The following is a 22817-nucleotide window of genomic DNA, read 5'->3' as shown; positions in this document are numbered from 1 at the left end:
TATTGCCACCTAACAACATTGTTCGTTGGCTACTAACGATTAAGCAAAACCAGTACCAACTTGTTAACGAGTCAGTTTACGACGAACAAATTGCTGAGTAGCAATTTCATCAAACATTTTTTGCTCTAGTTTATCTGCCTTGCAGCGCTCTTTAGCGATAAGCTTTTCGCGCAAAAGCTCAACAGCTTGCACTTTTTGCTGTTGTGCTAACCATTGTTGCTTGCGCTGCTCAACTAATGCTTTAGCTTGCTTTAGTGCAATTTCAACCTGCTCTGAAGCGTAATCAAGTTTTTGAACAAACGCGTGAAAATGGGTGTAGGTTGCTGAATCAATGCCAATTTTTGAACGCTCACTTAAACGCTTCATGTATTCTAAGCGATAGTCGCTAACGTTTTGTAAGCGCGATATATTTTGTTGATATTCAGCTTCAGCTTGTTGCAATGCCGTTGCGGCTTGATGCTCTTTATCTTTTTCAAACTTATATAGCGTATTGAGTTGTTTTAACGACATCAGTAGCCCTTACTATAGCCTTGACTACTGCGTAGCCTGCTGTTGCGTTTGTTGAGCATGTGCTTGAGCTGCTTGAATAATTTCTTGTAACTGCGCTAAGCTCTGATCGTATGGGATCACCTCTTTCATTTGTTGCTGCAAGAAAAAGCTAATCACAGGTTGTAGCCTGATCGCTTGGTCGATACGCGGATCACTTCCTGCACTGTAAGCACCGATGGAAATTAAATCTTTATTTTGTTGGTAAAGTGAGTAGTTCTGCTTTAAAGACCGCGCCAACTGCTGGTGCTCTTCACTGGTTACCATCGGCATGACACGCGAAATAGACGCTTCTATATCAACGGCAGGGTAGTGGCCAGCATCAGCTAGTTCACGCGATAAAACAATATGACCATCTAAAATCGCCCGTGAAGCATCAGCGATTGGATCTTGTAAATCGTCACCTTCGGTCAATACGGTATAAAATGCGGTAATTGAGCCTTGACCATCTCCCCCATTACCAGCTCGCTCAACCAACTGCGGCAGTTTTGAGAACACCGAGGGTGGATAGCCTTTGGTTGCTGGTGGCTCCCCCACAGCTAACGCTATTTCACGCTGCGCTTGAGCATAACGAGTAATAGAATCGAGTAATAACAGGACGTTCAGCCCTTGATCGCGAAAATATTCACTGATCGCCACCGCTGTTTCACAGCCTTTTAATCGCATGAGCGGCGAATTGTCAGCAGGTGCTGCAACGACTACTGATCGTTGACGCCCCTCTTCCCCCAATATCTCTTCAATAAATTCTTTTACTTCTCGGCCACGCTCACCAACCAAGCCAACAACAATAACATCGGCGGTAGTGCCTCGGGTCATCATACCAAGTAACACACTTTTACCGACACCCGAGCCAGCAAAAAGTCCCATCCGCTGGCCTTTTCCGACCGTGATAAAACTATTGATTGACCTTACACCGACATCAAGCGGCTCTGAAATTGCCCGTCGAGATAATGGATTTAATGGCGCAGGATTATATTGATAGTGTTCTTCAACTTTAATAGGCCCTTTACCATCAAGTGGTTTGCCAACGCCGTCAATTACTCTGCCGAGTAAATTCATGGTTAATGGCAATTGAGCTTTTTGGTTCAGTGGTAATACACGAGCGCCCGGCAATACACCTTGCAGTGATTGCTCAGGCATCAAATACGTATGCTCACCATCAAAGCCTACCACTTCAGCAACCAAATCCCCTTGCGAAGTTTCAACTAAACATTGACTGCCTACAGGTGCTTTAACGCCAACGGCTTCAAGTGTTAAGCCAACAACGCGAACCAATCGGCCAGCCACCGAGACTTGATGGCGATGGATGAACTGTTTGCTATTGGTTAATCGCTGTTGCAGTTGACTAATATCTAGCATGACAAGGATTTGACTCTAGTGAACGAAAATTACTGATGTAATGCTTCTTGCAAAAACGAGTCCAAGACTTCTTTTAATCTAGATTTCATCGTTAAGTCGATATTTGATGTCGAGTTTTCGATTTGGCAGCCACCTTGCTCGACATGTGGTGCGGGCAGTAGACGCCAGCCTTTATCTTGCAGGAAGTCGCTACCAAATTGCGCTTCTACTAATTTTAAATCAATCGGGTTTAAATAGATTTGGGTTTGTTTTTCTTGGCTCGGCAACGCTTTAAGCCCGCGGTCAATGGCTTGAAAAATTATATCAGGGTTAGTTCTACATTCTTCTAATGTCACGGCTTGAGTCAATTGTACAACAAGCTCGAGTAATTGCTGTTCAACATTACCTGCAACTTTAGCAAGCGGATCGGTTAGCTCATTGACTAAGTTACTCCAGTTTTCCGCTAGTTGGTTGATCTGCTCTTCACCGTCAGCTAAGCCTTTACTCAGCCCTTCATTATGCCCAGCTTCTGCGCCTTCTTGATGACCTTTAGCTTTGCCTTCTTCGTAGCCTTGAGCAAAACCTTCTTCTTTACCTTGGCTAAAACCTTCTTCATAAGCCGCTTGTCGAATGGCTTCAATATCTTCAGCGGTTAACGGTGCAACCTCTTCTTCTAGCGCTTGTTCAGGCGGCTCATAACGCCAGTTTTTACTTAGCCCTAACGCATTGGTTTCACCATCATTAGTTTCTACCTCAACATTTGGGATCGTCCAATTAGCTGCCTCTTCGTTGGTCAGCATTTGTCGCGTTGAAGGTTTTTGAGTTACTTTGGTCATTTTTTACTCTTTGGCTGACGATTATAAGAATTCGTCACCGCCACCTGCGCCACCTAGCATAATTTCACCGGCGTCAGATAATCGACGGGCAATAGACAAAATTTCTTTTTGAGCCGCTTCAACTTCACTAATACGCACTGGTCCCATGGCTTCAAGGTCATCAGCTAACATCTCTGCCGCACGTTTAGACATATTGCTAAGGATTTTTTCCTTAAGCGCTTCGTCACAACCTTTGATCGCTTTCATTAGGGTATCTTGTTGTACTTCGCGTAAAATCGCTTGAATACCGCGATCATCAACGTCGGCTAAGTTTTCAAAGACGAACATTAAGTCTTGGATTTGCTGACTCATTTCTTCATCGTGCTCGCGAATTGCATCCATTAAGACCCCTTCCACGTTAGTGTCTAAGTAGTTCATAATGTCGGCAGCAGCTTTCAGGCCGCCCATTTTCGCCGCTTGTGCACCCGCTTGGCCAGCAAACTGTTTCTCCATGATTTCATTCAATTCTTGAAGTGCCGCCGGTTGTACTTCTTCTAAATTAGCGATACGCATCATTAAGTCGAGGCGAACTTTATCGGCGAATTGCCCTAAAATTTCGGCTGACTGCTCAGGCTCTAAATACGACAGTACAATTGTTTGGATCTGTGGATGCTCGTTGCGGATAATGTTAGCCACTTGTTTTGAGTCCATCCACTTCAGGGAATCAAGCCCCTTAGCACCTGATCCCATCACGATTTGGTCAATTAAGTTACCCGCTTTATCTTCACCAAGTGCCGCGGTTAATGCTTTTCTGACAAACTCTTCAGATTGGAAACCAATGGTTGAGAAGTTTTGGATCTCATTGATAAACAATTTGTGTACAGCGGTAATCTTTTCTTGGGTAAAGTCTTGCATACCCGCCATGATCATACCCACTTGTTGCACTTGCTTGGGTTCTAAGTGCTTGAGAATTTGCGCCGCGTCTTCTTCCGATAAGCTCAGCAATAATATTGCCGCTTTCTCGGAGCCGTCTAGCTTTGAAACATCAAAACCGCCTGACATTTCAACGAGATTCCCTTTCGGGTTATTTTCTGTTGTAGCTATATCACTCATCTTCCATCAACCAACTTTTAACAACTTGCGACGATAATTCTGGCTCATTGGCAACAAGTGCGCGAACCGCTTTCAAGACATCTTCATCACGATGCAAGTCTGGTAATTGTAAACTGCCGTCTGGCGCGAATCCTACAGCATCTTCGTCAAAATCTGCTGTTAACATATCTAAAGTGGCATCACCTAAATCAACATTTGAGTCCAGTGATTTTTCACCGTAATCGTCCGGTGTTTGGTCTGGATACATCAGACGATTCAACATTGGACGGATGACAAAAATGATTAATGTCATAATGACTAGGCCACCCATGACCAATTTCAAGGTTTTAATAAACCAAGGTTGCTCATAGATTGGTAATTCAACCTTTTCTCCCAACTCAATACGTGAAAATGGGATAGTAACAACTTCTAAAATATCACCTCGTTGTAAGTTAAATCCAATACTACCTTGTAATAGGCGACGAATATTCGCTAATTCTTGCACGCTACGCGGTGTTTGTGTCGTTGTACCATCTTCAGCAGTAGTTGTTAAGTAATCAAGTGCGACTGACACGCTCACTCTGCGAACAACACCCGTTTGCTGTTTGGTGTAGCTAATCGACTCATCTAACTCAAAGTTCTTGGTTGACTCTTCATGCTTGCGGCTTGGCATCATTTGTTTAGCGCCACCACCTGTCGCATTTTCCGGAATATCAGACTCTAACGGCGGCTGGTTAGTTAACGCCCCTGGGATACCGCCTAAAGCACCGCCAATCGATGTATCTTCGACACGCATTTCACTGCGCAGTGCTGGCATATCAGGATTATAGCGACGCGATGTTTCTTCGGTGTTGGTGAAGTCCATGGTGACATCGACTTGCGCGGTATAGTTCCCTAGGCCAACGACAGGGATCATAATCGAGTCGATTTTATCCATGTACTGCTGCTCACGCTTAGCTTCGATTTCTAGCTCTTTACGAGAACGAGATGATATCGAGTCTTGCGAACCAGAATTTAATAACCGGCCGTTTTGATCGGTAACGGTTACGCGATTAGGGCTTAAGCCTTGTACCGCTGAAGCAACGATATCAACAACAGAATCCACTTCCTCTTCTGACAAAATTCGGCCGCGCTGCATAGTTAAGACGACAGTTGCCGATGGGTTCTTCGCTTTGCGAGCAAAAACATTTTCTCGTGGTATCGCTAATAAGACTTTTGCGCTCGATATTGATTGTAATGCCTCAATAGTACGAGCTAATTGCTGTTCACGTGAATGCTTTAAACGCTCGGTTTCTAAACGCTGACTGACACCAAACCCCATATCTTGCATGATAATATCGGTACCGGGCTCTTTATCTTTGGTCAATCCTTCACGTGCCAACATCAATTTAACTTGTTGATATTGATCTTCCGGCACTGAAATGGTGTTGTTTTCTTGACGATACTCCACTTTGTTAGCATCGAGAAAGTCCATTGTTTTTATTAATTGCTCGGTCGGTTGTTTAGCTAAAAAACGATACTCAGGCTCGTTTGCCCACATTAAAACAAATACGGCAATCGCTAAACAAATCGCTAAGGCCAGAATAATGGTTATTTGACGCAATACGTCAACATTGCCCATCGCCGCCGCAAAGCCAGATTTTTGTTCGCTATCAACACTGTCGTCGTTTTCAACATCGTTAGCGATTAGGTCGTTGCCAACATCGGTTGACATCATTGAGGTAGAATTCGTATCAGACACTATACTTCTCCGCTAGCTTATACCGGCATGCTCATAATTTCTTTGTAGGCTTCAACAAACTTGTTGCGAACCTGCACCGTTGCATCAAAGGCAATACTGGCTTTTTGTGCTGCTATCATTGTTTCAGCAAGCGTCACATTTTGATCACCTAATTCAAACGCTGTTCTTTTTTCGCCCGCTTCTTTTTGTACGTCATTAACTTTGTTAACCGCATCTGAAAGTAAGTTGGCAAAATCACTGCCTGAATTATTGACCTGATTTACTTGGGTATTCATTTGTGTAGGCAAACGATTACCCGTTGCTTCAAGTGCCATACTTTGCATTTGAGCGTAAAGAGAATTGCCTTTGATATCCATGATGAACTCGCTTGTGTCAATTATTTGTTTATAAAAAAACCTATAACCTATCAAAGCAAGCATAGTGCCAACGCATTACATTATTTTACATATTGGTAATCCGTTGTTTTACATATAAAATTTTGCTAAAAATTTGGAGTCAGAGTTAATTGACTCTGACCCCAAGAAGAGATTTGGTGATATTTTAGGCGGGGATAGCGATACCGTTTTCTCGCATTTTTGCGATTTTATAGCGCAATGTTCGCGGGCTAATACCTAGCTTTTCAGCCACGGCTTTTCGACTGCCCTGGCAAGCTTGCAAAGTATCAAGAATAATCTGATGTTCTTGCTGCTTAAGCTCATTACCCAAGTTGTCATCAAGCTTTTTCTCATCGACTTTCGCACTTTGAATAGCGATCGGCTCGATATTTTCAATCAAGATATCACTCGACTCGATCGTGTTGTTAATATGCAGAATAAGTGCTCGCTGGATTACGTTATCGAGTTCTCGAACATTACCCGGCCAGCTGTAATTGGCCAATTTATGTTTAGCCGATTGAGTTAAATGCGCTATCGCTTGACCACTTTTTTGACAATGACGACTTATCAAGTGCTCTGCCAACGGGATAATATCGTCACTGCGCTGAGCTAATGGCAACCATGTCAGTGGAAATACATTTAGGCGATAGTATAAATCCTCACGAAAAACTCCTTCATTAACGGCTTCTTTTAGATCACGGTTACTCGTTGCAATCACACGTACGTCTAGGTCAATGGTTTTTCTGCCACCTAACCGTTCAACTTCACGCTCTTGCAACACACGTAAAATTTTAGCTTGTAAGCCCAAATCCATTTCGGTAATTTCATCCAGTAAAATAGTACCGCCTTGGGCTTGCTCAAATTTGCCAGGGCACGCCTGAATCGCGCCAGTGAATGCACCTTTTTCGTAACCGAATAACGTCGCTTCTAGCATATTTTCTGGAATTGCAGCACAGTTAATCGCAACAAAAGGCTGATCTTTGCGCAGTGAATTATTGTGCACGTATTGTGCGAGTACTTCTTTACCCGAACCACTCGGTCCAAGCACCATTACTGAGGCATCTGTTATCGCCACTTTTTTGGCAAGCTGAAGTAGTTCAACACTTCTGGCGTCTTCAACTACCGGCTGATTATCACCACTAAACTCAGCTGGCATATATTGATTAACCAAGTTTAATAGCACTTCTGGCGCAAAGGGCTTTGCCATGTAATTACTTGCACCGTCTTTCATCGCTTGCACCGCGTCATTAATCGTACCGTAAGCGGTCATGATCAATACCGGTAAATCGGGAAAGCTATGCTTGATATTCTTCAATAAGTTTAGTCCCGACATACCACCCATTTGAACATCAGAGATCACCATATCGACATGGTGCTCTTTGAGCTTTATTAAGGCCGCCTCACCACAATCGGCTTCAACGCAATCAAAGCCGGCAAGGCTCAGTGTATCAACCAAGGCTTCCCGTAAACCGAAATCGTCTTCAACAACTAAAATCTGTTTATTACTCATATTCAGCCTCCGGTTTTACACTAGGTGTTTGATTAATTTGGCTTGCGAGCGGAATTTCAAGACAAAAATGCGCGCCCTCACCCGACTTACTCAATAAATGAACTTGCCCTTGATGGGCTTTGAGCACGGACTTGACGACCGCTAGACCAAGACCTGTACCTTGTGAACGAGAGGTATAGAACGGCTCGAATACTTTTTCAGCAAATTCGGGGGCAATACCTGGACCGTTATCTTGTACAGAAATAAACGCTGCTGTTGGGCTACAGTATGTGCGAACATTGACTTTGGCACCACGGCCAATAATCTCTAAACTGTTGTTGATTAGGTTTTGGATCGCACCACTTAAAGCGTGTTGGTTCGCTAGAATTTGACAGTCGTCTTGGCAAAGCTGTAAATTGACTTGTGCTTGATATTTTTCACAAGCACCTTCAATGGTTGCATAGGCTCGTTTGACGGTATCGTTCACTGAGACAACCTCAACCACTTGCTCACTGCCACTCTTTGAAAACAACAGCATATCGTTGACTTGGCTTTCTAAATCTTGCAGTCGTGTCATCAGTTTATCTTGAAATTTATCTCTTGCTTGCGTCGTTAATTTGCCGTTTTTCAAATTTGCGCAATAAAGCATCGCCGATGATAATGGCGTGCGAATTTGGTGAGCAAGGCTTGACACCATCTTACCGAGCGATGACAAACGTTGCATGTGAGAGAGCTTGTCTTGCAGTAAACGAGTTTCAGTTAAGTCAGTGATAGTAATGAGTTGACCTGGCTTATTGCCGACGGAAGAAATTTCTAATTTCACCCGACGACCATCTTTTAAAGAGACCTCGTGCCAATCGTCTTTGCGCGGTTGGAAAGAACGTTTGATCACTTGCGCCCAGGCCTGCCCTAATATTGGCTCATCAAGTAGTGTTTTAGCCATTGCATTAATTTTTGTCACGACACCGTTGCCGTCTAAAATCACGACACCGTTGGGCATGCGGTCGATTAGTTCGTTAAGTTGAGCATTTTCCTGCTTCAACTCACTGATCTGCTTACTTGACTGATAAACCGGAAAGCCACCAGTAATGTTGAGAACATTAGGTGTATTAATTGCCGATTTTGGCGCAGATGACTGTACTGCAATGGTCATATTTGCTCACTCCATTATAAACACACAACGGATAGAGCAAAATACAAGCCAAACACAAAAAACTGTTTATTTTCAATGAATTAGAAAGAAGACAAAGGGAGGTGTCAATTGTTTGTCGACGTTAACTATCGCCTTATTTAGGTTTATTGACGAGAACAAATAAAGTTTCGCGCCGGATAAACTATTTGGTTGTGACCAAGGTTTTTAGTTAGCGTAGCCCCCGCACCAATGACGCTGTTACTACCAATTTCAAGACATTGAATAACATTAGCACCGGTGCCGATATGAACGTTTTCACCGGTGACAACTTGGCCACTTAAGGTAGCCCCTGGTGCGATATGGTTGTTGAAACCAAGCTGGCAGTCGTGGTCAACTGACGCTTTGGTGTTAATAATACTGGCTTCACCGACAGTGGCACCGGCTTGGATTACAGCCATAGAAAGTACCTGAACACCTTGTGCTAGTGTTGCATACTCAGAGACATAAGCATCATCAGCAATAACGGTTAAGAACTGATAGCCTTGCTCAGTAAAGTTTTTATGGATTTTTCTGCGAATATCGCTACCCGGCATAGCGCCAACACCGTTGACCAAGAGCACGTCATTTGACGAGTAGGCTAAAACCCCTTCATTACCTTTGATGTGTTTGATGCCTTTAAAAATAGTGCGTTCAATCACTTCTTCATTAGAAGATACCGCGATCACATCAACTTTTTGCTTTAGCAGGATATCAAGTAGCACACTGGCATGGCCACCAGAGCCAATCATAATAACCGATTTGTTCGTTGAGTTAGCCAAACGAGAGTCCTACTTAGACAAGCCGTATTTGCGCATTTTCTCCACTAGTGTGGTGCGGCGCATACCCAATAGTTCGGCACTGCGTGCAACGACGTTATCAGTGCGTTCAAGGGCTTGCTCAATGAGTGAAACTTCTAACTCTGCTAGGTATTCTTTTACGTTAACCCCATCTTCAGGTAGCTGACCAAAACCTAATGCTTGTGGTTCATCGTCATCATCGTAGCCGTTATCGTCTGATTCATCATCATCGTAGTCAAAACCGGCAAATAGCTCGTTAATCGCCTCGCGTTCTTGTAACTCTTCTGGATATTCAGGTTGGTAAGTTTCCGTATCGATGTGCTGGTACTTTCTTGGTAACTCACTGACATCTATCACTTGATCGGCGTACATAATGATCATGCGCTCAATCAAGTTGGATAATTCTCTCACGTTACCTGCCCACGGATGCTCTTGCAACGATAAGATAGCTTGTTCAGTAAAACGAACACTTTGCCCTTGTTCTGCTTCAAAACGAGCAGTGAGCTCTTTTAACAACAGCGGAATATCTTCTTTGCGCTCGCGCAGCGCTGGTGTTTCAATTGGAAAAACGTTTAAGCGGTAAAACAAGTCCTCTCGAAAATCGTTAGATTCGATCATACTTTCAAGGTCTTGGTGAGTAGCAGCAACGACCCTAACATTGGTTTTAATACTCTTTGCACCACCAACGCGCTCAAAGGTTCGCTCTTGTAGTACTCGAAGTAATTTAACCTGCATCGGCTGCGGCATATCACCTATTTCATCTAAAAATAGCGTGCCGCCCTCAGCAAGCTCAAAGCGCCCTTTTCGCGTTGAAATCGCCCCGGTAAATGCCCCTTTTTCATGACCAAATAATTCACTTTCTAATAACTCACCAGGGATTGCACCGCAGTTAACGGGCACGAATGGCGCTTTAGCACGATCTGACAAATTGTGAATATTACGGGCTACAACTTCTTTACCTGTGCCTGACTCGCCTAAAATCAGTACATTAGCTGCAGTCGGAGCAACTTGCTCGATTAAAAAGCGGACCTGTTGCATCGGCTCACTAACACCTACTAGCGAGCGAAACAGTGGGCTATTACCGGAATTACCACGACGTTTCGACGGCAGTTTATTCTGATATTGATGGCAATGGTGGATCAGCTCAGTTAACTGCGCATAATTTAACGGTACAGAGAGTTGACCTAAGACATTCGCTCTTTGCTCTAATGCATGACTGTCGACGACATCGTGCAGAATAAACGGCATTGCCGGATTGTTTTTGACAAATTCAATCGCGCCTTCGTCTAATTCGCCGGCAAGCACAATGGTTAAAATATTATCTTGTGGTTTAAAGATGTGTGTTAATTCGTCTAAGCGACAAGAAGTGAAATTTTCTCCAACAAAAGAGAAAACGGTTTCTAATTGATAACGACGTGCCTCATTATTATCAACAATAATAATAAGTTTCTGACCCTGCATACTTCAAACCTATTCTTTTTTAACTCGATAACGAGTCTATTTGTTATATTTGAATTCTAACAACGAGCGACAGTAATTCAACAAATAATTGACACCAGATGCGACATAAAATTGACATTCAACTATTAAATCGCCTGTAACCCCACGTTCTACGAGCTTCTTGCAGTTTTTTCTAACGCTTGCAAGCACCTATAAGGTAAAGCCATCGTCAATAATGATGTTTTGTCCGGTGACAAACTTAGCTTGCTCTGACAACAAATAGTTAATCGTACCAACAAAGTCGTTAATACTTAACATCCCTTGGCCATGCGTTTTTGCTTGATAAGCTTTAAGGAAGTCTGTTGGCTGATGATCAAAAATCCCACCAGGGCTAATAGCATTAATCCGAAAACGGCTATCTTTAACGTACTTAACAATGTATTTATTTAAGTGTAAGAGCGCCGATTTAATCGCTGCGTACTCTACTGGCATAGTCATAGGGGTATTTTCATAGATTGAAAAATCGGGTGCGTTAACACCGTAAATTGACGAGATATTGACCAGTGAAAATGGCTGTTGCAATCGGTTAAATAGCTTGGCACATTGCTGTGAAATTAAAAACGCGGAGCCGAGATGAAGACTGACATTTTCATTAAAACTCGCAAGGCTTACATCAAAAAAGTGTGCGCCGTATTGTTGATTGCGTGGGTAGGTACAATTAACTGCGCCATCAAGTACTTCGATTGAATCGAAAAACGCAATAACTTGTTGCTCATTGGTTACATCAAGTTGTCTAATTTCGACGTTTTGCCAGTTTTCGAAATGTTGCTTTAAGCCATCGATATCGAGATCGGCAACAATTAGCTTGGCGCCCTGCTCATGAGCTGATTGAGCAACGGCTTTACCCAGTAAACCTAAGCCACCAAGAATAAGAATATGTTTATTTGTCAAAATCATCTTACTGCCCTTGTGCCTCTAATATTGCTTTTGCAAAATAAAAATCGTAAATATCATCAATATCAACAGCCCGCTCTTTCGGTACAGTGATCGCGCAAACCTGCCCGTCAAATAACCCTTGATTATGCTTGATAAAGGTTGGCGTTGTGGCATAAACAACCGTTGTTATATCAAACACTTCAGGGGCATCTTGCCGCCTTGTTAGATCGCTATCGGGCGCTATCACGATACGACACCAGTCATTATCAAGTCTAACCATATTAAAATACGGGCTGCGACTAGCTTCAGTCACTGAAATACAAATATCAGCGGCTAGTGCTTTGCGTTTAGTCATTGCATCGATAACATCTTGTGCGCTGCGCAAAGGGCTAGTGGCCGGTAAGCTAACAAACTGCTCAAAGGCGCCGTATCTGCCTTCAACATACTCGATCGCGTGTTGCCAAGACAGCCACTCTGGTGACTTATCCGTTGCTAACTGAGCGGGTCTGTCAATCACTTCAGCGCCATATTTTTTCGCAACATCAGCAATATTACTATCGTCGGTCGAAACAAAAACCTTTTCAAAGCACTTTGTTTGTAATGCCGTGTCAATTGAATAGGCAATTAATGGCTTTCCGTTTAGCGGCTTAATATTTTTGCCAGGTAAGCCCTTTGAGCCGCCACGGGCAAAAATAAATGCGTAACTTTTTTCTGTCATGGTGAGTTTCTCATTAACGGCGTATCGCTTTGCTTTTTATTGTCTCGACAAGTGCTAGCGTTTGTCTGGCCTGTGATAATTGCGCACTATCTTTAGTGTGATGTTGACCAAAAATGGCATTGAGTTGCGCCATGTACATTTGATTGCGATCCCAATCTGGTTCGGCAAATAACACTTGGCTTTGTTCGCCGAGTAATTCAACGCTATTGGTGAGTAAATTCCAACAAACTTTGCCTTGATCAGTAATTAAATGACAATAGCGCTCGGTTTGCTGTTGAATAAAATCGAGATGTAATGAAATCGCCGTATGCTGATGAGATAAGAAAATATCGGCAATTTCTTCAACATCGGTCTCGAGCAGATTTGACTGTTGTATGACACCGCCGTGAAAATCTAGCTCGCCAAATAACCAAGCCAAGTAATCAAGCTCATGGCTAAGCTCTAATAAGACGCCACCGCCTAATTTTGCTTGTGCTGACACCGAAGTGTTATAAGATTTATCGTTTCGCCAAGTTGCTAAGTGCTGGCCAACACTGGCTTGGACACTATAGATTTTGCCAAAGCGATGTTGTGCTAGTGCTTGTTTGATAAATTGGCTACTCGATAAAAATCGCAAACAATAACCAACAAGTGTTTTGATATCGTGTTGTTGGCACAATTGCTCAATTTGTAAGGCATCTGCTAGTGAACTTGCTATCGGTTTTTCTATGAGTAAATGTTTTGTTTTTTCGATAACGGCTTGAACGTGGAGTAAGTGCATACTTGCCGGTGAGGCAATAATTACGCCATTGAGCGAGTCTGGTAACTCTTGAGTATGATTAAGACAATGAGAAGCGGCCGCTAATATTGTCGGCGATCGACCACTAGCCGACACTGAATAGATGACAGCATCGGGAAATAATGCGCGTAAATTGTTGAGGTGGCGTTTGCCAATACTGCCCTGACCGATTACTGCGTAGCGTTGCGTCATATATCCAACGAATTAATGTCGTCTTGTGCCTGATTAAAATCTCGAATTTGACCGATGTCTTTCCAGTACTCATGGATTGGATAAAGTGACACATCGATTTCAGATCTAAGCTGCTGCTCGATTAAGGTTGGCATATCAATCGCTTGATTTTTCTTTACTTTATTTGCCATCTCTGGCTCTACCACGTAAATACCCGCATTGACAAAATATTTGTGCACCGGCTTTTCAACCATGTCGATCACCTTTTGGTTTTTGGCTTGAATAACCCCATAAGGCACTTGATATTCGTATTCACAAACACACATGGTACAAATTGACTTTTCTGCTTTGTGAAAGCTCAGTAAATCTTCAAAATCGACATTGGTCAAGACATCGCCGTTCATCATAATAATGGGTAATTGCGGCATATCATCAGGCAATAATCCCAATGCTCCACCCGTGCCCAGAGGATTTTCTTCATGGACGTACTCGATTGAAATGCCCCAATCACTGCCATCGCCAAAATACTCAGTGATCATCTCAGGCATATAATGGGTGGAAATATAAAAGCGATGAAAGCCTGATTTAATAAAGCTTTCAATGATCTTTTCAAGCATCGGCTTGCCACCTACTTTAAGCATCGGCTTAGGACAAGCGTTCGTCAGCGGTTTCAAGCGCGTGCCAAAACCGCCAGCCATGAGAAATACGGGATTGTCATACCTGTCATTGGCAACGAGTTGATGCCAAGACGCTAAGTCAATGAGTGTTTTGTCTTCATCGACGACCGGAATCGACAAGAGTTGATCTTTTTTCATCAGCGCTAGTAATTGAGAGCGGCTAGCGCGAGGGGAAGCAACTTTAGGTTGAGTATTCATAACTTGGGACACCGACAACTGTAAATCTACATGCTTTAAAATCGCTCGTCGAATATCGCCATCTGTTATTGTCCCGAGGAGTTTTCGCTCATCGTCGATCACTAAGGCCACCCTTAACCCCGTTTGGTTAATGGTGTTTAATGCATCACCTAGTGAAGCATCAGGCTTTAGTGTGACTTCTTGCCAACTATGTTTCATAACGACCTCTGACAAATTAGTTGCAAATCAAAATCCTTCAAGTAATTGACTATGCTATTGATTTTTTATTACTTATTGGCAATATAGGCTGACTTTACTCAGATTAAAAGCCAAAGTCGTGTTTTAATTTACTCACAGATGAAGGTTCAACGACCTAAGTAGAATAAAGCATGAAGTGTACCAACTCGTTGAACTAACGCGCTTATCAAGTTATTAAGACACACCCAAAGTCAAGCTAAACACTTGTTTAGTAATTACTATTTAAACGATCGTGATAGTTCATTCAGCAATTAAGTCGCCTGCTTGATATGTTTTGTTGGCAGCTCTCCCTAAATACTGCCAATATTTTGTTGGGCTAACGCCTGATCCTGGCCGCTTAATTTCAAGGTTGTGCTCATTAAAGCACTCACCTTGTTGTATCGCAGTTTTTGCCACTAAACTTTTGCGCGCAACGGCAATATTTGCCCATTCTGAGGGTTGTGGTTGTTTGATCCCATCGCCGAGCGATTGGTTGGTTTGTTTGATGGCTTGAACCATCGCCGTTAATTCTTCAGGTTCAATCGAGGCTTTGTGATCTGGCCCAGGCATTTGTTTATCAAGCGTGAAATGCTTCTCGATAATTTGCGCACCTAATGCCGTTGCCGCTATTGGCACAACAAAGCCTTCAGAATGATCAGAGTAACCCACAGGGAGTTTGAGATCTCTTGCCATACTGACCATTGCTTTTAAGTTAATCTCGTTAAAGGGCGCAGGATATTCGGTAGTGCAATGTAATACCGTGACATATTGTTGTAATAACGCTTGCCCTTGCTCACTATTATAGGCGTTTAATAGTTGCTGCTCAGTAGGTGCTGTTTGCGTTTTGTGTAACAAACCAAAGGCGATTACAGATAGACATTGCTTGATTTCGTCCAGTGTCGCCATACCTGTCGACACAATCAATTGGCAGCCTGCTTGAGCATGGGCTAAGACGAGTGGCGAATTGGTCAGCTCACCTGATGGAATTTTTAAGCGCTCAATACCTAAGTCATGAACTAAAAAGTCGAGGCTCTCTAGATCAAAGGCGGTAGAAAGAAACTCAATACCGAGCTCGCTGCAGCGCTGTTTTAGTCTAACATGTGCTTGATAACTCAGCTCTAGGCGCTCTAGCATCGCCAATTGGCTTTCTTGTTTTTGGGTGTTTTTAACTTGGTAACTTGCTTGTTGTGCTTGTGCTGTTACTAAGTGCTTGGCTTTGAACGTTTGAAACTTGACGATATCTGCGCCCGCCCGATGGGCAGCTTCGACAAGTGCTAGTGCGATATTTTCATCGCCATTGTGATTTACGCCGGCTTCGGCAATGATTAACGTCATCTCTTAAATTCTTAAATCAAAAAAGCCCTGTTTTACTGACAGCTTGTTCTGCTCGATAAAACTCACCAACGCTTGGCTGACATCACCTTGGCCGTAGGGGTTGTCAGCTCTTACGCCTTGTTGTCGCCACGCCAATGCCTGCTCAATTGCCTCGATAATATCTTGGCTTTGTAACTGACAATTGAACACTGATTCTGCCGCCAAGCGCCCTGCTTGTCGCGTACCAATATTAACCGTGGGTACATTAAACGCTGGTACCTCAATAATACCACTTGATGAATTACCAATCACAGCTGAGGCATATTTTATAGCCGATAGATAACGCTGATGACCAAACGAGCTAAGCGCTAGCACTCGCTGAGGGTATTGCTGAGCAAATTCATCAATTTTCTTAATAATCCCTCGACCGCTGTCATCAGCATTAGGGTAACTCAATAATACTTGATGATCAGGAAACTGCTCTAGCGCGGCGATTAACTGGCTAAACACTTGCTCACCGTCTTCATCGGATGCCGTCGCACTGTGAAATGTGACAACGAAGTAATCTTGAAGTGGAAAATCCAATGCTTGAGCAAGCTCAGGTTTATCGAGTAATTCAGTGCGACTGAGATGATCTAAACCAATCGCGCCTAAATTCAATATCCGCTCAGGAAATTCACCTAATTGTTTAACGCGATCGGCATAGGCTTGATTAGCCGTGACATGATACGAGGCGAACTTAGTAATCGCGTGGCGAATCATGTCGTCTTTGGCGCCAAAAGTCAGTTCGCCACCGTGCAGATGAATAATCGGGATATTTAGCATCATCGCAGTTTGGCTAACGGCAAGTGCTTCAAAACGATCGCCTAAGACAATCAGGGCATCAGGTGCCAAGCGATTTAGCGCATCGCTGTAACCGATAATACCTAGCCCAATACTTTTAGCACAACCGACAGCACTATCAGATGACAGTAGCATTTCGACTTCTTCATCAATCTTAAAGCCATCATTGATGATCTGTTGTTTAGTTAAACCAAACTCGGGTGACAAATGCATAGCGGACACCAGAAGTTGCAGCTCCAACATGGCAGATTGTTCAATATCTTTGAGTAACCAATACAATAGGCCATATTCTGCGCGTGTCCCGGTAAAAACAGCTATCTTTTTCATTTTTGCGCCCGCTATTTAATAACTAAACGTTATAAATCGAAGATTTATACTTAGCTAAGTTTTCCGGTTTTACAAACCAGTCGATGGTTTTTTGTAGCCCTTGCTCTATATTCACTTCGGGTTTAAAACCGGTTAACGACTCAATCTTCGAATTGTCGCACCACAACCTAAAGACTTCTGACTTTTCTGGGCGCAAACGTTGTGAGTCACTGAGAAACTCGACATCACTGCCCATTAAAGATTTGATTAAATCGAGGGTATCAGCAACGGAAATTTCAAAGTTTGAGCCGATATTGACGGTTTCACCAACGGTGTTATCACTATTAGCAAGTGCGATAAAGCCGCGACACGTATCCGTCACGTAATTAAAGTCACGTGTTGGGTTTAGGTCGCCAAGTTTGATTTGTTTAGCGCCATCAGCAATTTGACTAATAATGGTTGGAATAACCGCTCTAGCCGACTGCCTAGGACCATAGGTATTAAACGGGCGGGCAATCGTCAAGGGTAAATCAAACGCATTGAAGTAACTCATCGCCATTGAATCCGCGCCTATTTTTGAAGCACTGTACGGAGATTGGGGTTGCAAAGGGTGTTTTTCATCGATCGGCACATACTGGGCAGTGCCATAAACCTCGCTAGTTGAGGTGTGAATAACGCGACTAACACCGTTATCTAGCGCTGCCTGGCAAATATTCAACGTGCCGTTAACATTAGTTGCAACATAGCTATCGGGAGCAACGTAAGAGTATGGGATCGCAATTAACGCCGCTAAATGATAAATAACATCAACACCTTGCGTGATATGTCGGCAATAGTGAGGATCTCGAACATCGCCGTTGAGTACTTCAACGCTGTCAAGGCAATTGATGTCTTCAAGCCATCCCCAATAATTAAAAGAATTGTATAGCGACAAGGCTTTGACTTTAAAACCTTGCTTGACCAACATTTCAACGAGATGCGAGCCAATAAAACCATCAGCTCCAGTTACCAGTACAGTTTTTGACATAATTATTTCTTCGATTTGTTACGCTGCTCAAGGCCCCAATTACATTTAGTTTTCCAGTTTGCTTTAAAGTCTTGCTCAATGGCGGCGATATAATCGTTCCACAGCGACAAGGCTTGAGTAAACATAGCGAGGGATGCCTGCTCATCATCGTATTTATATAACAAGGTGATCATTGGGCAGTGAAAATACAATAGCGAGCCTTTAAAAATATTAAAAAAGTGCTCGTATTTGGTTCGCTTAAACGAATAAATATAGCGAGCTTGACGCTTTAATATTTCAGCCGCTTGCTCTCTGGTTTCATATGGAGTTTGCGCAATCGCTAACAAATGTTGGCTCATTTCACTGATATAATCGACGTCTAAAATACTATCGACATTGGTAAATGCCAGATCTTTAAAGTTTAATGCTTTAACACTTTCGACCACGCTCTGCTTGTCTTTTAACGGTGTTGGCGGCATTAACTCGTCAAGCGTTAGTGGCACAGTTCCTTCAATAGCAGCACCCTCACCGACGTTAAAAATATCAGAATCTTTGGCAAACCGCGTTAACAGCTCCATTTGCACTTTGGCAACGTTGAGTAAGTCAGTCGCCATCACATGACCACCTAAGTTACCGGGTAATTTATGGCGAGCGTTTTTATTGACAACGTGTTTGTGCTTTAACTTTTCATCGTTGTAGACACTGTATTTTGAATGACTCTCGCCTGAGACAGGGTAGCCATTGTCAACGCCAAACAGGTAAATATTTTTAAAGCCGAGCATTACGGCAAACGACAAAGCCGTGTTGGCAACTAATGGCGCGGCAAAAGGCAGTGCCGACATTGGCACCTTATATTTGTCTAAACTCAGTAAATTAACTAACCGTGTTGCAGCTTCAGGTCCTTTCAAACCTAGGCCTGACCATTTAAATAGGTCAAGCACATCAGGATACATAACATCGACAGCTAAGAGGTTGAGATCTTGGTATTCCTCTTTTGGCAGTGAATCAAGCAAAATATCATAAGTGATTTTAGGTCGCTCAACGAGCACGTGAAAATCAGGCTCTAAGCCCATTTTCTTCAGCGAACCCAAGGCGGTGCCGCATGAAAAGACAATCGCATCATTGTTGTGTTGTTTGAGAAACTGTTCAGCCTCATCTAGCGATGGCCCATTGCCAATAATGAATACCGGGGTATCGAGATAATCAAACTTGGTTTTATCAACGTTGACAAAAAAATTGGCGTGATTTTCGATATTAATAATGGCATGAGCCAACCCGGTTATTGCATCATTATAAAAACCAAAGCCGAGCTGTGTTTCATAATAACGCTTAAAGAAGTCACTGATCATCTCATTGACCTCTTTAGACGGGTAATGCTGATAACAAAAGCTTTTCACTAACGAAAAGGCACCAACGTCGGCTGCAATTTGTCGAATTGCATCAAAAGATTCTTGGTAACTTGTGCCAATGAGCAAGAAAAGACAGCCGCCTTGCTGATCAATTTTTTCAATCAACGAAGCCCAATCTATACAAAACAAACTAGCAAAAAACAGCTCGATGTCTGGCTCACAAATGTAACTATAATCGAACTGGCATTTGTCGAACAAAATCGGTAAGTGATAACCTAACCCCAAACCAAACACCAATGCGGTTGGGTAATGCTCAGGCAATTGCTTTAACTTTTCATGCCCTTGCTGGTTAAATTGGTGAAATAGGTCATTGAGCTTGTGCATATATTGAATATGGATTCGCTCATCAGCTTCGTCTTCAGTTAGGGCTGCTCCGTATTTTGTGTCACTAAAGAAAGGTTTAGCGATATTTTTTTCTACTTGAGCAAGCGACTGCGCAACAGGATCTTGGTCATATAACGGTGTTTTAGCCTTAACAGGAATAAAATTACCGTGGCCAGAGTCGGTCACGTGAAGGCAAAAGTCTTCTCTGGTTTGAAAGTCAACGATTACATCATAAATATCAGGGTAGTATTTTTGGAAAACTTGCAAATTCTTGTCAAAGCGAGCATTCGCCTCAACAGCAAACGCTTCTTCTTGTTTTTGCTTATCGATAATTTTATTGAGATCTTGCTCGGCTTTGCCCAGCATTTCTTGGAGATTGTCCACGTATCACCCTTATTTTATAAGTAGCCCTCAATTGAACGCTTGTTAAAAGGCCTCAATTGCTCAGCTATTTTCTGTGCATTTTGCTCAACTTGTGGAAGTGATTGTTGAATAGTTTGATAGAATAATGAAACAGCTTCAAGCTCTTTTGAGCTCAGCTGTGTTAAGTCTTGTGTTTGGGCAAGACTTGAGTTGAATTCATTTAAAAAATGATTAGCTGCGGTAAAATCTTGATCTTCGACAGCCTTAATAAAAGACTCGCGAAGATTCAAGATGTCGTTTGTACGAGACATTAGGTGTTCGCGGCTTGAGAAGCTTGACTCTCTTTTTGTGCGAAAACATTATTCCTGGTTTCTACGGGGATAGCATCCCAACCAGACTTGATTTCTTTCAACAGTGACATAACTTCTTCAACCATCTCACCGTTGTTTTCAACATTGGCTTCGATCAGGCGCTCTGACATATAAACATAAAGCGCTTCAAGGTTCTGTGAAACTTCACCGCCGGCCTCGTGATCTAAACAATGCGCCAACGATGTAATAATCGCGCCAGCTTTTGACAAAAAATGGCTTTTATTTTCTTTCTCGTTGCGTTCAATCGATGCTTTTGCCAAATTTAAATTATCAATAGCCCCAGCCATCAACATCTGAATCACCTGATAGGGATCTGCTGAGGCTAACTGCGTTTTTAATGCATCATTTTTGTAGCGGTTTAACTTAGCGTTGTACATATTACTCTCCAACTCGTTGGGCTAATTCCTATTACCTAGGACTTTGGTTTAGTAAAGCCTGGTAAACTAGAAAGCTGTGCAGCAAGATAATCACCTGAACTCTTCATATTCGCGATCAATACATCAAGTGCTGAATATTGCTGGCGAAGCGAAACTTCTAATTGCTCCATCCGGTACTCATGATTCGCTCGATCGTTTTCTATCTTATCAATTTCTTGATTTAAAGAGTCTTGCCTAAATTTAATTGCGCCATCACTTTCGAGGTAATTATCAAGTAACCCGGTAAAGATCGTTGCAATACCAGTTTCGCCTGCAAATAGCGCGCCAACATCATCATAACCTTCGGTAAGCGCATCGCTTGTACTGCGCACCAATGATGACTTTTCAAGCCTACCGTCATCGTTTAAGCCAATACCGACATCAAATATCGTTTCAAAATTACCTGCGCCTGAAACAACTTTCGTCAAACTATTGACCATTTGTGACTTTAATGAACGCATTGCAGAGTCGCCATTAAGGGCCGCGCCCGCTTGCATATGGTATTCTATAGTGCCTATAACATTATTAAATGAGTTGATAAATTCGTCGATCGTCGTGCTAACGCTCGCTTTGTCAACATCAACAGTAAGTTTAGCTGTTTCGTTGTTCTCACTTTCTTTTAGCGCAGTGATCGTGATGTCTTGGATAGCATCTTTAAACGTGTTGGTGTCATTGGTAACGGAAATGCCATCTATTTCAATAATCGCGTTAGTCGCTTGATCGTCGGCAGCAATTGCCATTCCACCTGCACCACCGCCAAATGCCGTTGTTGTTATATTATCTAATTCTGCGGTATCACCTGTTACCGTTAAGTCATTGCCTAAGCCGGTAGTGCTCGAAGTTAAAACGAGTTTGGTATTGGTGCCATCGTTAATGATGTTAGCACTGACACCAAAGTTGCCGTCAGCATCATTAATAGCATTGCGCAGATCTTCAAGGGTTGCTCCGGCTGCTAAATCGACCGTAAAACTGTCTGCACCAGCGCCAAGTGTTAACTGACCACCCGATGCTGTAACCACATCTTCTGGCGATGTGTACAAACCGTCAGCCATTACAGCTCGACTGCCTTGAGCTAACTGCATTACTTCGACATTAAAGTTTGATGGTGTTGCGTTTTCTGTCGCCGAGACACTAATTAAGTTACCCGATTCAGGCTGGGTAACCCGAGCAGTTCTCTTATTAAAGTTTTCTAAATCTGCTAGTTTTTCAACGACGTCTTCAAAAGATGAAAGCGATGACTTGATGGCTCCGATGGCAGAGAGCTCGACATTGAGTTTAGTTTCTTGCTCTTCGTAGCGTTGTAATTTAGGTAAACGGGCTGCGTCTACTGTGGCACTAATGATACTTTCGAGGTCTAACCCCGAGCCGACACCAGCGGATGTAATTAAAGCCATAATGAATACCTCTAAAAAGCTACCTTCTACCTAAAGAATAGTACGTTTATACTGCATGGTTCAATGGAAACTACAATTTAGTCACAATGTAGTTGACTGACTGTAATAATCAGTCAACTCTCTATGCTTTATACTTGTTGATCAAGTAAGATGCCACTGCTTGATTTGTTACCTGATATATCTTTCAAAACAGATGAAACATCACTGAAATACTTTGGTGGTATCTCTCTAATGGTTTCACCGTTTTCTTTATCAATAACTTTGACAATTGGCGGCTCGTTCAACTCGTCAAATTCAAAAACAAGGCTTGTTTCTTTAATCGGAAAATCAGCATTAATTTGTTTGATTGACTCAAGTAAAGCTTCACGATCAACTTCTCGCTCTTTCGCTTCAGCCTTTTCTTGTTCAATACGGGCTTGTTTGTTTAAATTTGACTCGTCGTTTGCTGTTTCAGCCTTTGCAGTTTCTGCAACTTTATCACCAGCAACATTTAAGCCAACATTAAGCGAAACAGGCTCATTAATTTGAGCAGCATTGAATTTGCTTTTATCAGCTATAGATTCAATCGCCATAA

22 protein-coding genes are annotated in these 22817 nt (G+C 42.7%); all 22 read right to left on the bottom strand.

Translation table 11 applies throughout. The annotated features are described in order from the left end of the window. Positions 1-63: 63 nt before the first annotated feature. On the bottom strand, positions 64-510 hold the full coding sequence (gene fliJ, locus LP316_RS07340; RefSeq protein WP_193023666.1) for a flagellar export protein FliJ: 447 nt from the start codon (positions 508-510) through the stop codon (positions 64-66). A 24-nt stretch (positions 511-534) separates the two neighbouring features. Further along, entirely contained in the window at positions 535-1905 is a 1371-nt protein-coding gene (fliI, locus tag LP316_RS07335; protein WP_193023665.1) for a flagellar protein export ATPase FliI, read from the bottom strand. Between the two features lie 29 nt (positions 1906-1934). Then, positions 1935-2720, bottom strand: coding sequence for a flagellar assembly protein FliH (gene fliH / locus LP316_RS07330; protein WP_226960826.1), 786 nt, complete (start codon positions 2718-2720; stop codon positions 1935-1937). Between the two features lie 21 nt (positions 2721-2741). After that, positions 2742-3761, bottom strand: coding sequence for a flagellar motor switch protein FliG (gene fliG, locus LP316_RS07325; protein ID WP_193023839.1), 1020 nt, complete (start codon positions 3759-3761; stop codon positions 2742-2744). Positions 3762-3804: 43 nt separating this feature from the next. Next, a complete protein-coding gene (gene fliF / locus LP316_RS07320; RefSeq protein ID WP_193023838.1) occupies positions 3805-5505 on the bottom strand; it encodes a flagellar basal-body MS-ring/collar protein FliF in 1701 nt (566 codons plus the stop codon). Between the two features lie 44 nt (positions 5506-5549). Next, on the bottom strand, positions 5550-5888 hold the full coding sequence (gene fliE, locus LP316_RS07315; protein WP_193023664.1) for a flagellar hook-basal body complex protein FliE: 339 nt from the start codon (positions 5886-5888) through the stop codon (positions 5550-5552). A gap of 184 nt (positions 5889-6072) precedes the next feature. After that, positions 6073-7416 (bottom strand): sigma-54-dependent transcriptional regulator, encoded by a 1344-nt coding sequence (locus LP316_RS07310; RefSeq protein ID WP_193023663.1) that lies wholly within the window; start codon positions 7414-7416, stop codon positions 6073-6075. After that, positions 7409-8548, bottom strand: coding sequence for a sensor histidine kinase (locus tag LP316_RS07305; RefSeq protein ID WP_193023662.1), 1140 nt, complete (start codon positions 8546-8548; stop codon positions 7409-7411). The genes LP316_RS07310 and LP316_RS07305 overlap by 8 nt, the downstream gene beginning before the upstream one ends. Positions 8549-8691: 143 nt before the next feature. Beyond that, on the bottom strand, positions 8692-9345 hold the full coding sequence (locus LP316_RS07300; RefSeq protein ID WP_193023661.1) for an acetyltransferase: 654 nt from the start codon (positions 9343-9345) through the stop codon (positions 8692-8694). Positions 9346-9354: 9 nt separating this feature from the next. Then, on the bottom strand, positions 9355-10824 hold the full coding sequence (locus tag LP316_RS07295; protein ID WP_193023660.1) for a sigma-54 dependent transcriptional regulator: 1470 nt from the start codon (positions 10822-10824) through the stop codon (positions 9355-9357). Between the two features lie 189 nt (positions 10825-11013). After that, positions 11014-11760, bottom strand: coding sequence for an oxidoreductase (locus LP316_RS07290; protein WP_193023659.1), 747 nt, complete (start codon positions 11758-11760; stop codon positions 11014-11016). Between the two features lies 1 nt (position 11761). Then, on the bottom strand, positions 11762-12457 hold the full coding sequence (locus LP316_RS07285) for a cytidylyltransferase domain-containing protein (protein ID WP_193023658.1): 696 nt from the start codon (positions 12455-12457) through the stop codon (positions 11762-11764). Positions 12458-12470: 13 nt separating this feature from the next. After that, on the bottom strand, positions 12471-13427 hold the full coding sequence (locus tag LP316_RS07280; protein WP_193023657.1) for a Gfo/Idh/MocA family protein: 957 nt from the start codon (positions 13425-13427) through the stop codon (positions 12471-12473). Beyond that, positions 13424-14479: a nucleotidyltransferase family protein gene (locus tag LP316_RS07275; RefSeq protein ID WP_193023656.1), complete on the bottom strand. Its 1056-nt coding sequence runs from the start codon at positions 14477-14479 to the stop codon at positions 13424-13426. Before LP316_RS07275 ends, LP316_RS07280 begins: the two co-directional genes overlap by 4 nt. 279 nt (positions 14480-14758) lie before the next feature. Further along, the gene (gene neuB, locus LP316_RS07270; RefSeq protein WP_193023655.1) at positions 14759-15832 is read right to left on the bottom strand and encodes an N-acetylneuraminate synthase; all 1074 of its coding nucleotides are present in this window, start codon (positions 15830-15832) and stop codon (positions 14759-14761) included. Between the two features lie 3 nt (positions 15833-15835). Continuing rightward, a complete protein-coding gene (neuC, locus tag LP316_RS07265) occupies positions 15836-16981 on the bottom strand; it encodes a UDP-N-acetylglucosamine 2-epimerase (RefSeq protein ID WP_193023654.1) in 1146 nt (381 codons plus the stop codon). 22 nt (positions 16982-17003) lie between these two features. Next, positions 17004-17987 carry an NAD-dependent 4,6-dehydratase LegB gene (locus tag LP316_RS07260; protein WP_193023653.1) on the bottom strand — a complete coding sequence of 328 codons (984 nt, stop codon included), beginning with the start codon at positions 17985-17987 and terminating at the stop codon, positions 17004-17006. A gap of 2 nt (positions 17988-17989) precedes the next feature. Further along, positions 17990-20083: a 6-hydroxymethylpterin diphosphokinase MptE-like protein gene (locus LP316_RS07255; protein WP_193023652.1), complete on the bottom strand. Its 2094-nt coding sequence runs from the start codon at positions 20081-20083 to the stop codon at positions 17990-17992. Between the two features lie 14 nt (positions 20084-20097). Further along, positions 20098-20373, bottom strand: coding sequence for a hypothetical protein (locus LP316_RS07250; RefSeq protein WP_193023651.1), 276 nt, complete (start codon positions 20371-20373; stop codon positions 20098-20100). Further along, on the bottom strand, positions 20373-20810 hold the full coding sequence (fliS, locus tag LP316_RS07245) for a flagellar export chaperone FliS (protein WP_193023650.1): 438 nt from the start codon (positions 20808-20810) through the stop codon (positions 20373-20375). Before fliS ends, LP316_RS07250 begins: the two co-directional genes overlap by 1 nt. A 35-nt stretch (positions 20811-20845) precedes the next feature. Next, positions 20846-22243, bottom strand: coding sequence for a flagellar filament capping protein FliD (fliD, locus tag LP316_RS07240; RefSeq protein WP_193023649.1), 1398 nt, complete (start codon positions 22241-22243; stop codon positions 20846-20848). Between the two features lie 128 nt (positions 22244-22371). Beyond that, entirely contained in the window at positions 22372-22815 is a 444-nt protein-coding gene (locus tag LP316_RS07235) for a flagellar protein FlaG (RefSeq protein ID WP_193023648.1), read from the bottom strand. Between the last annotated feature and the right edge of the window lie 2 nt (positions 22816-22817).

The sequence above is a fragment of the Thalassotalea sp. LPB0316 genome, assembly GCF_014898095.1.
In the GTDB taxonomy this organism is placed as follows: Bacteria; Pseudomonadota; Gammaproteobacteria; order Enterobacterales; family Alteromonadaceae; genus Thalassotalea_G.
This window is presented reverse-complemented; position numbering and strand designations above follow the sequence as displayed.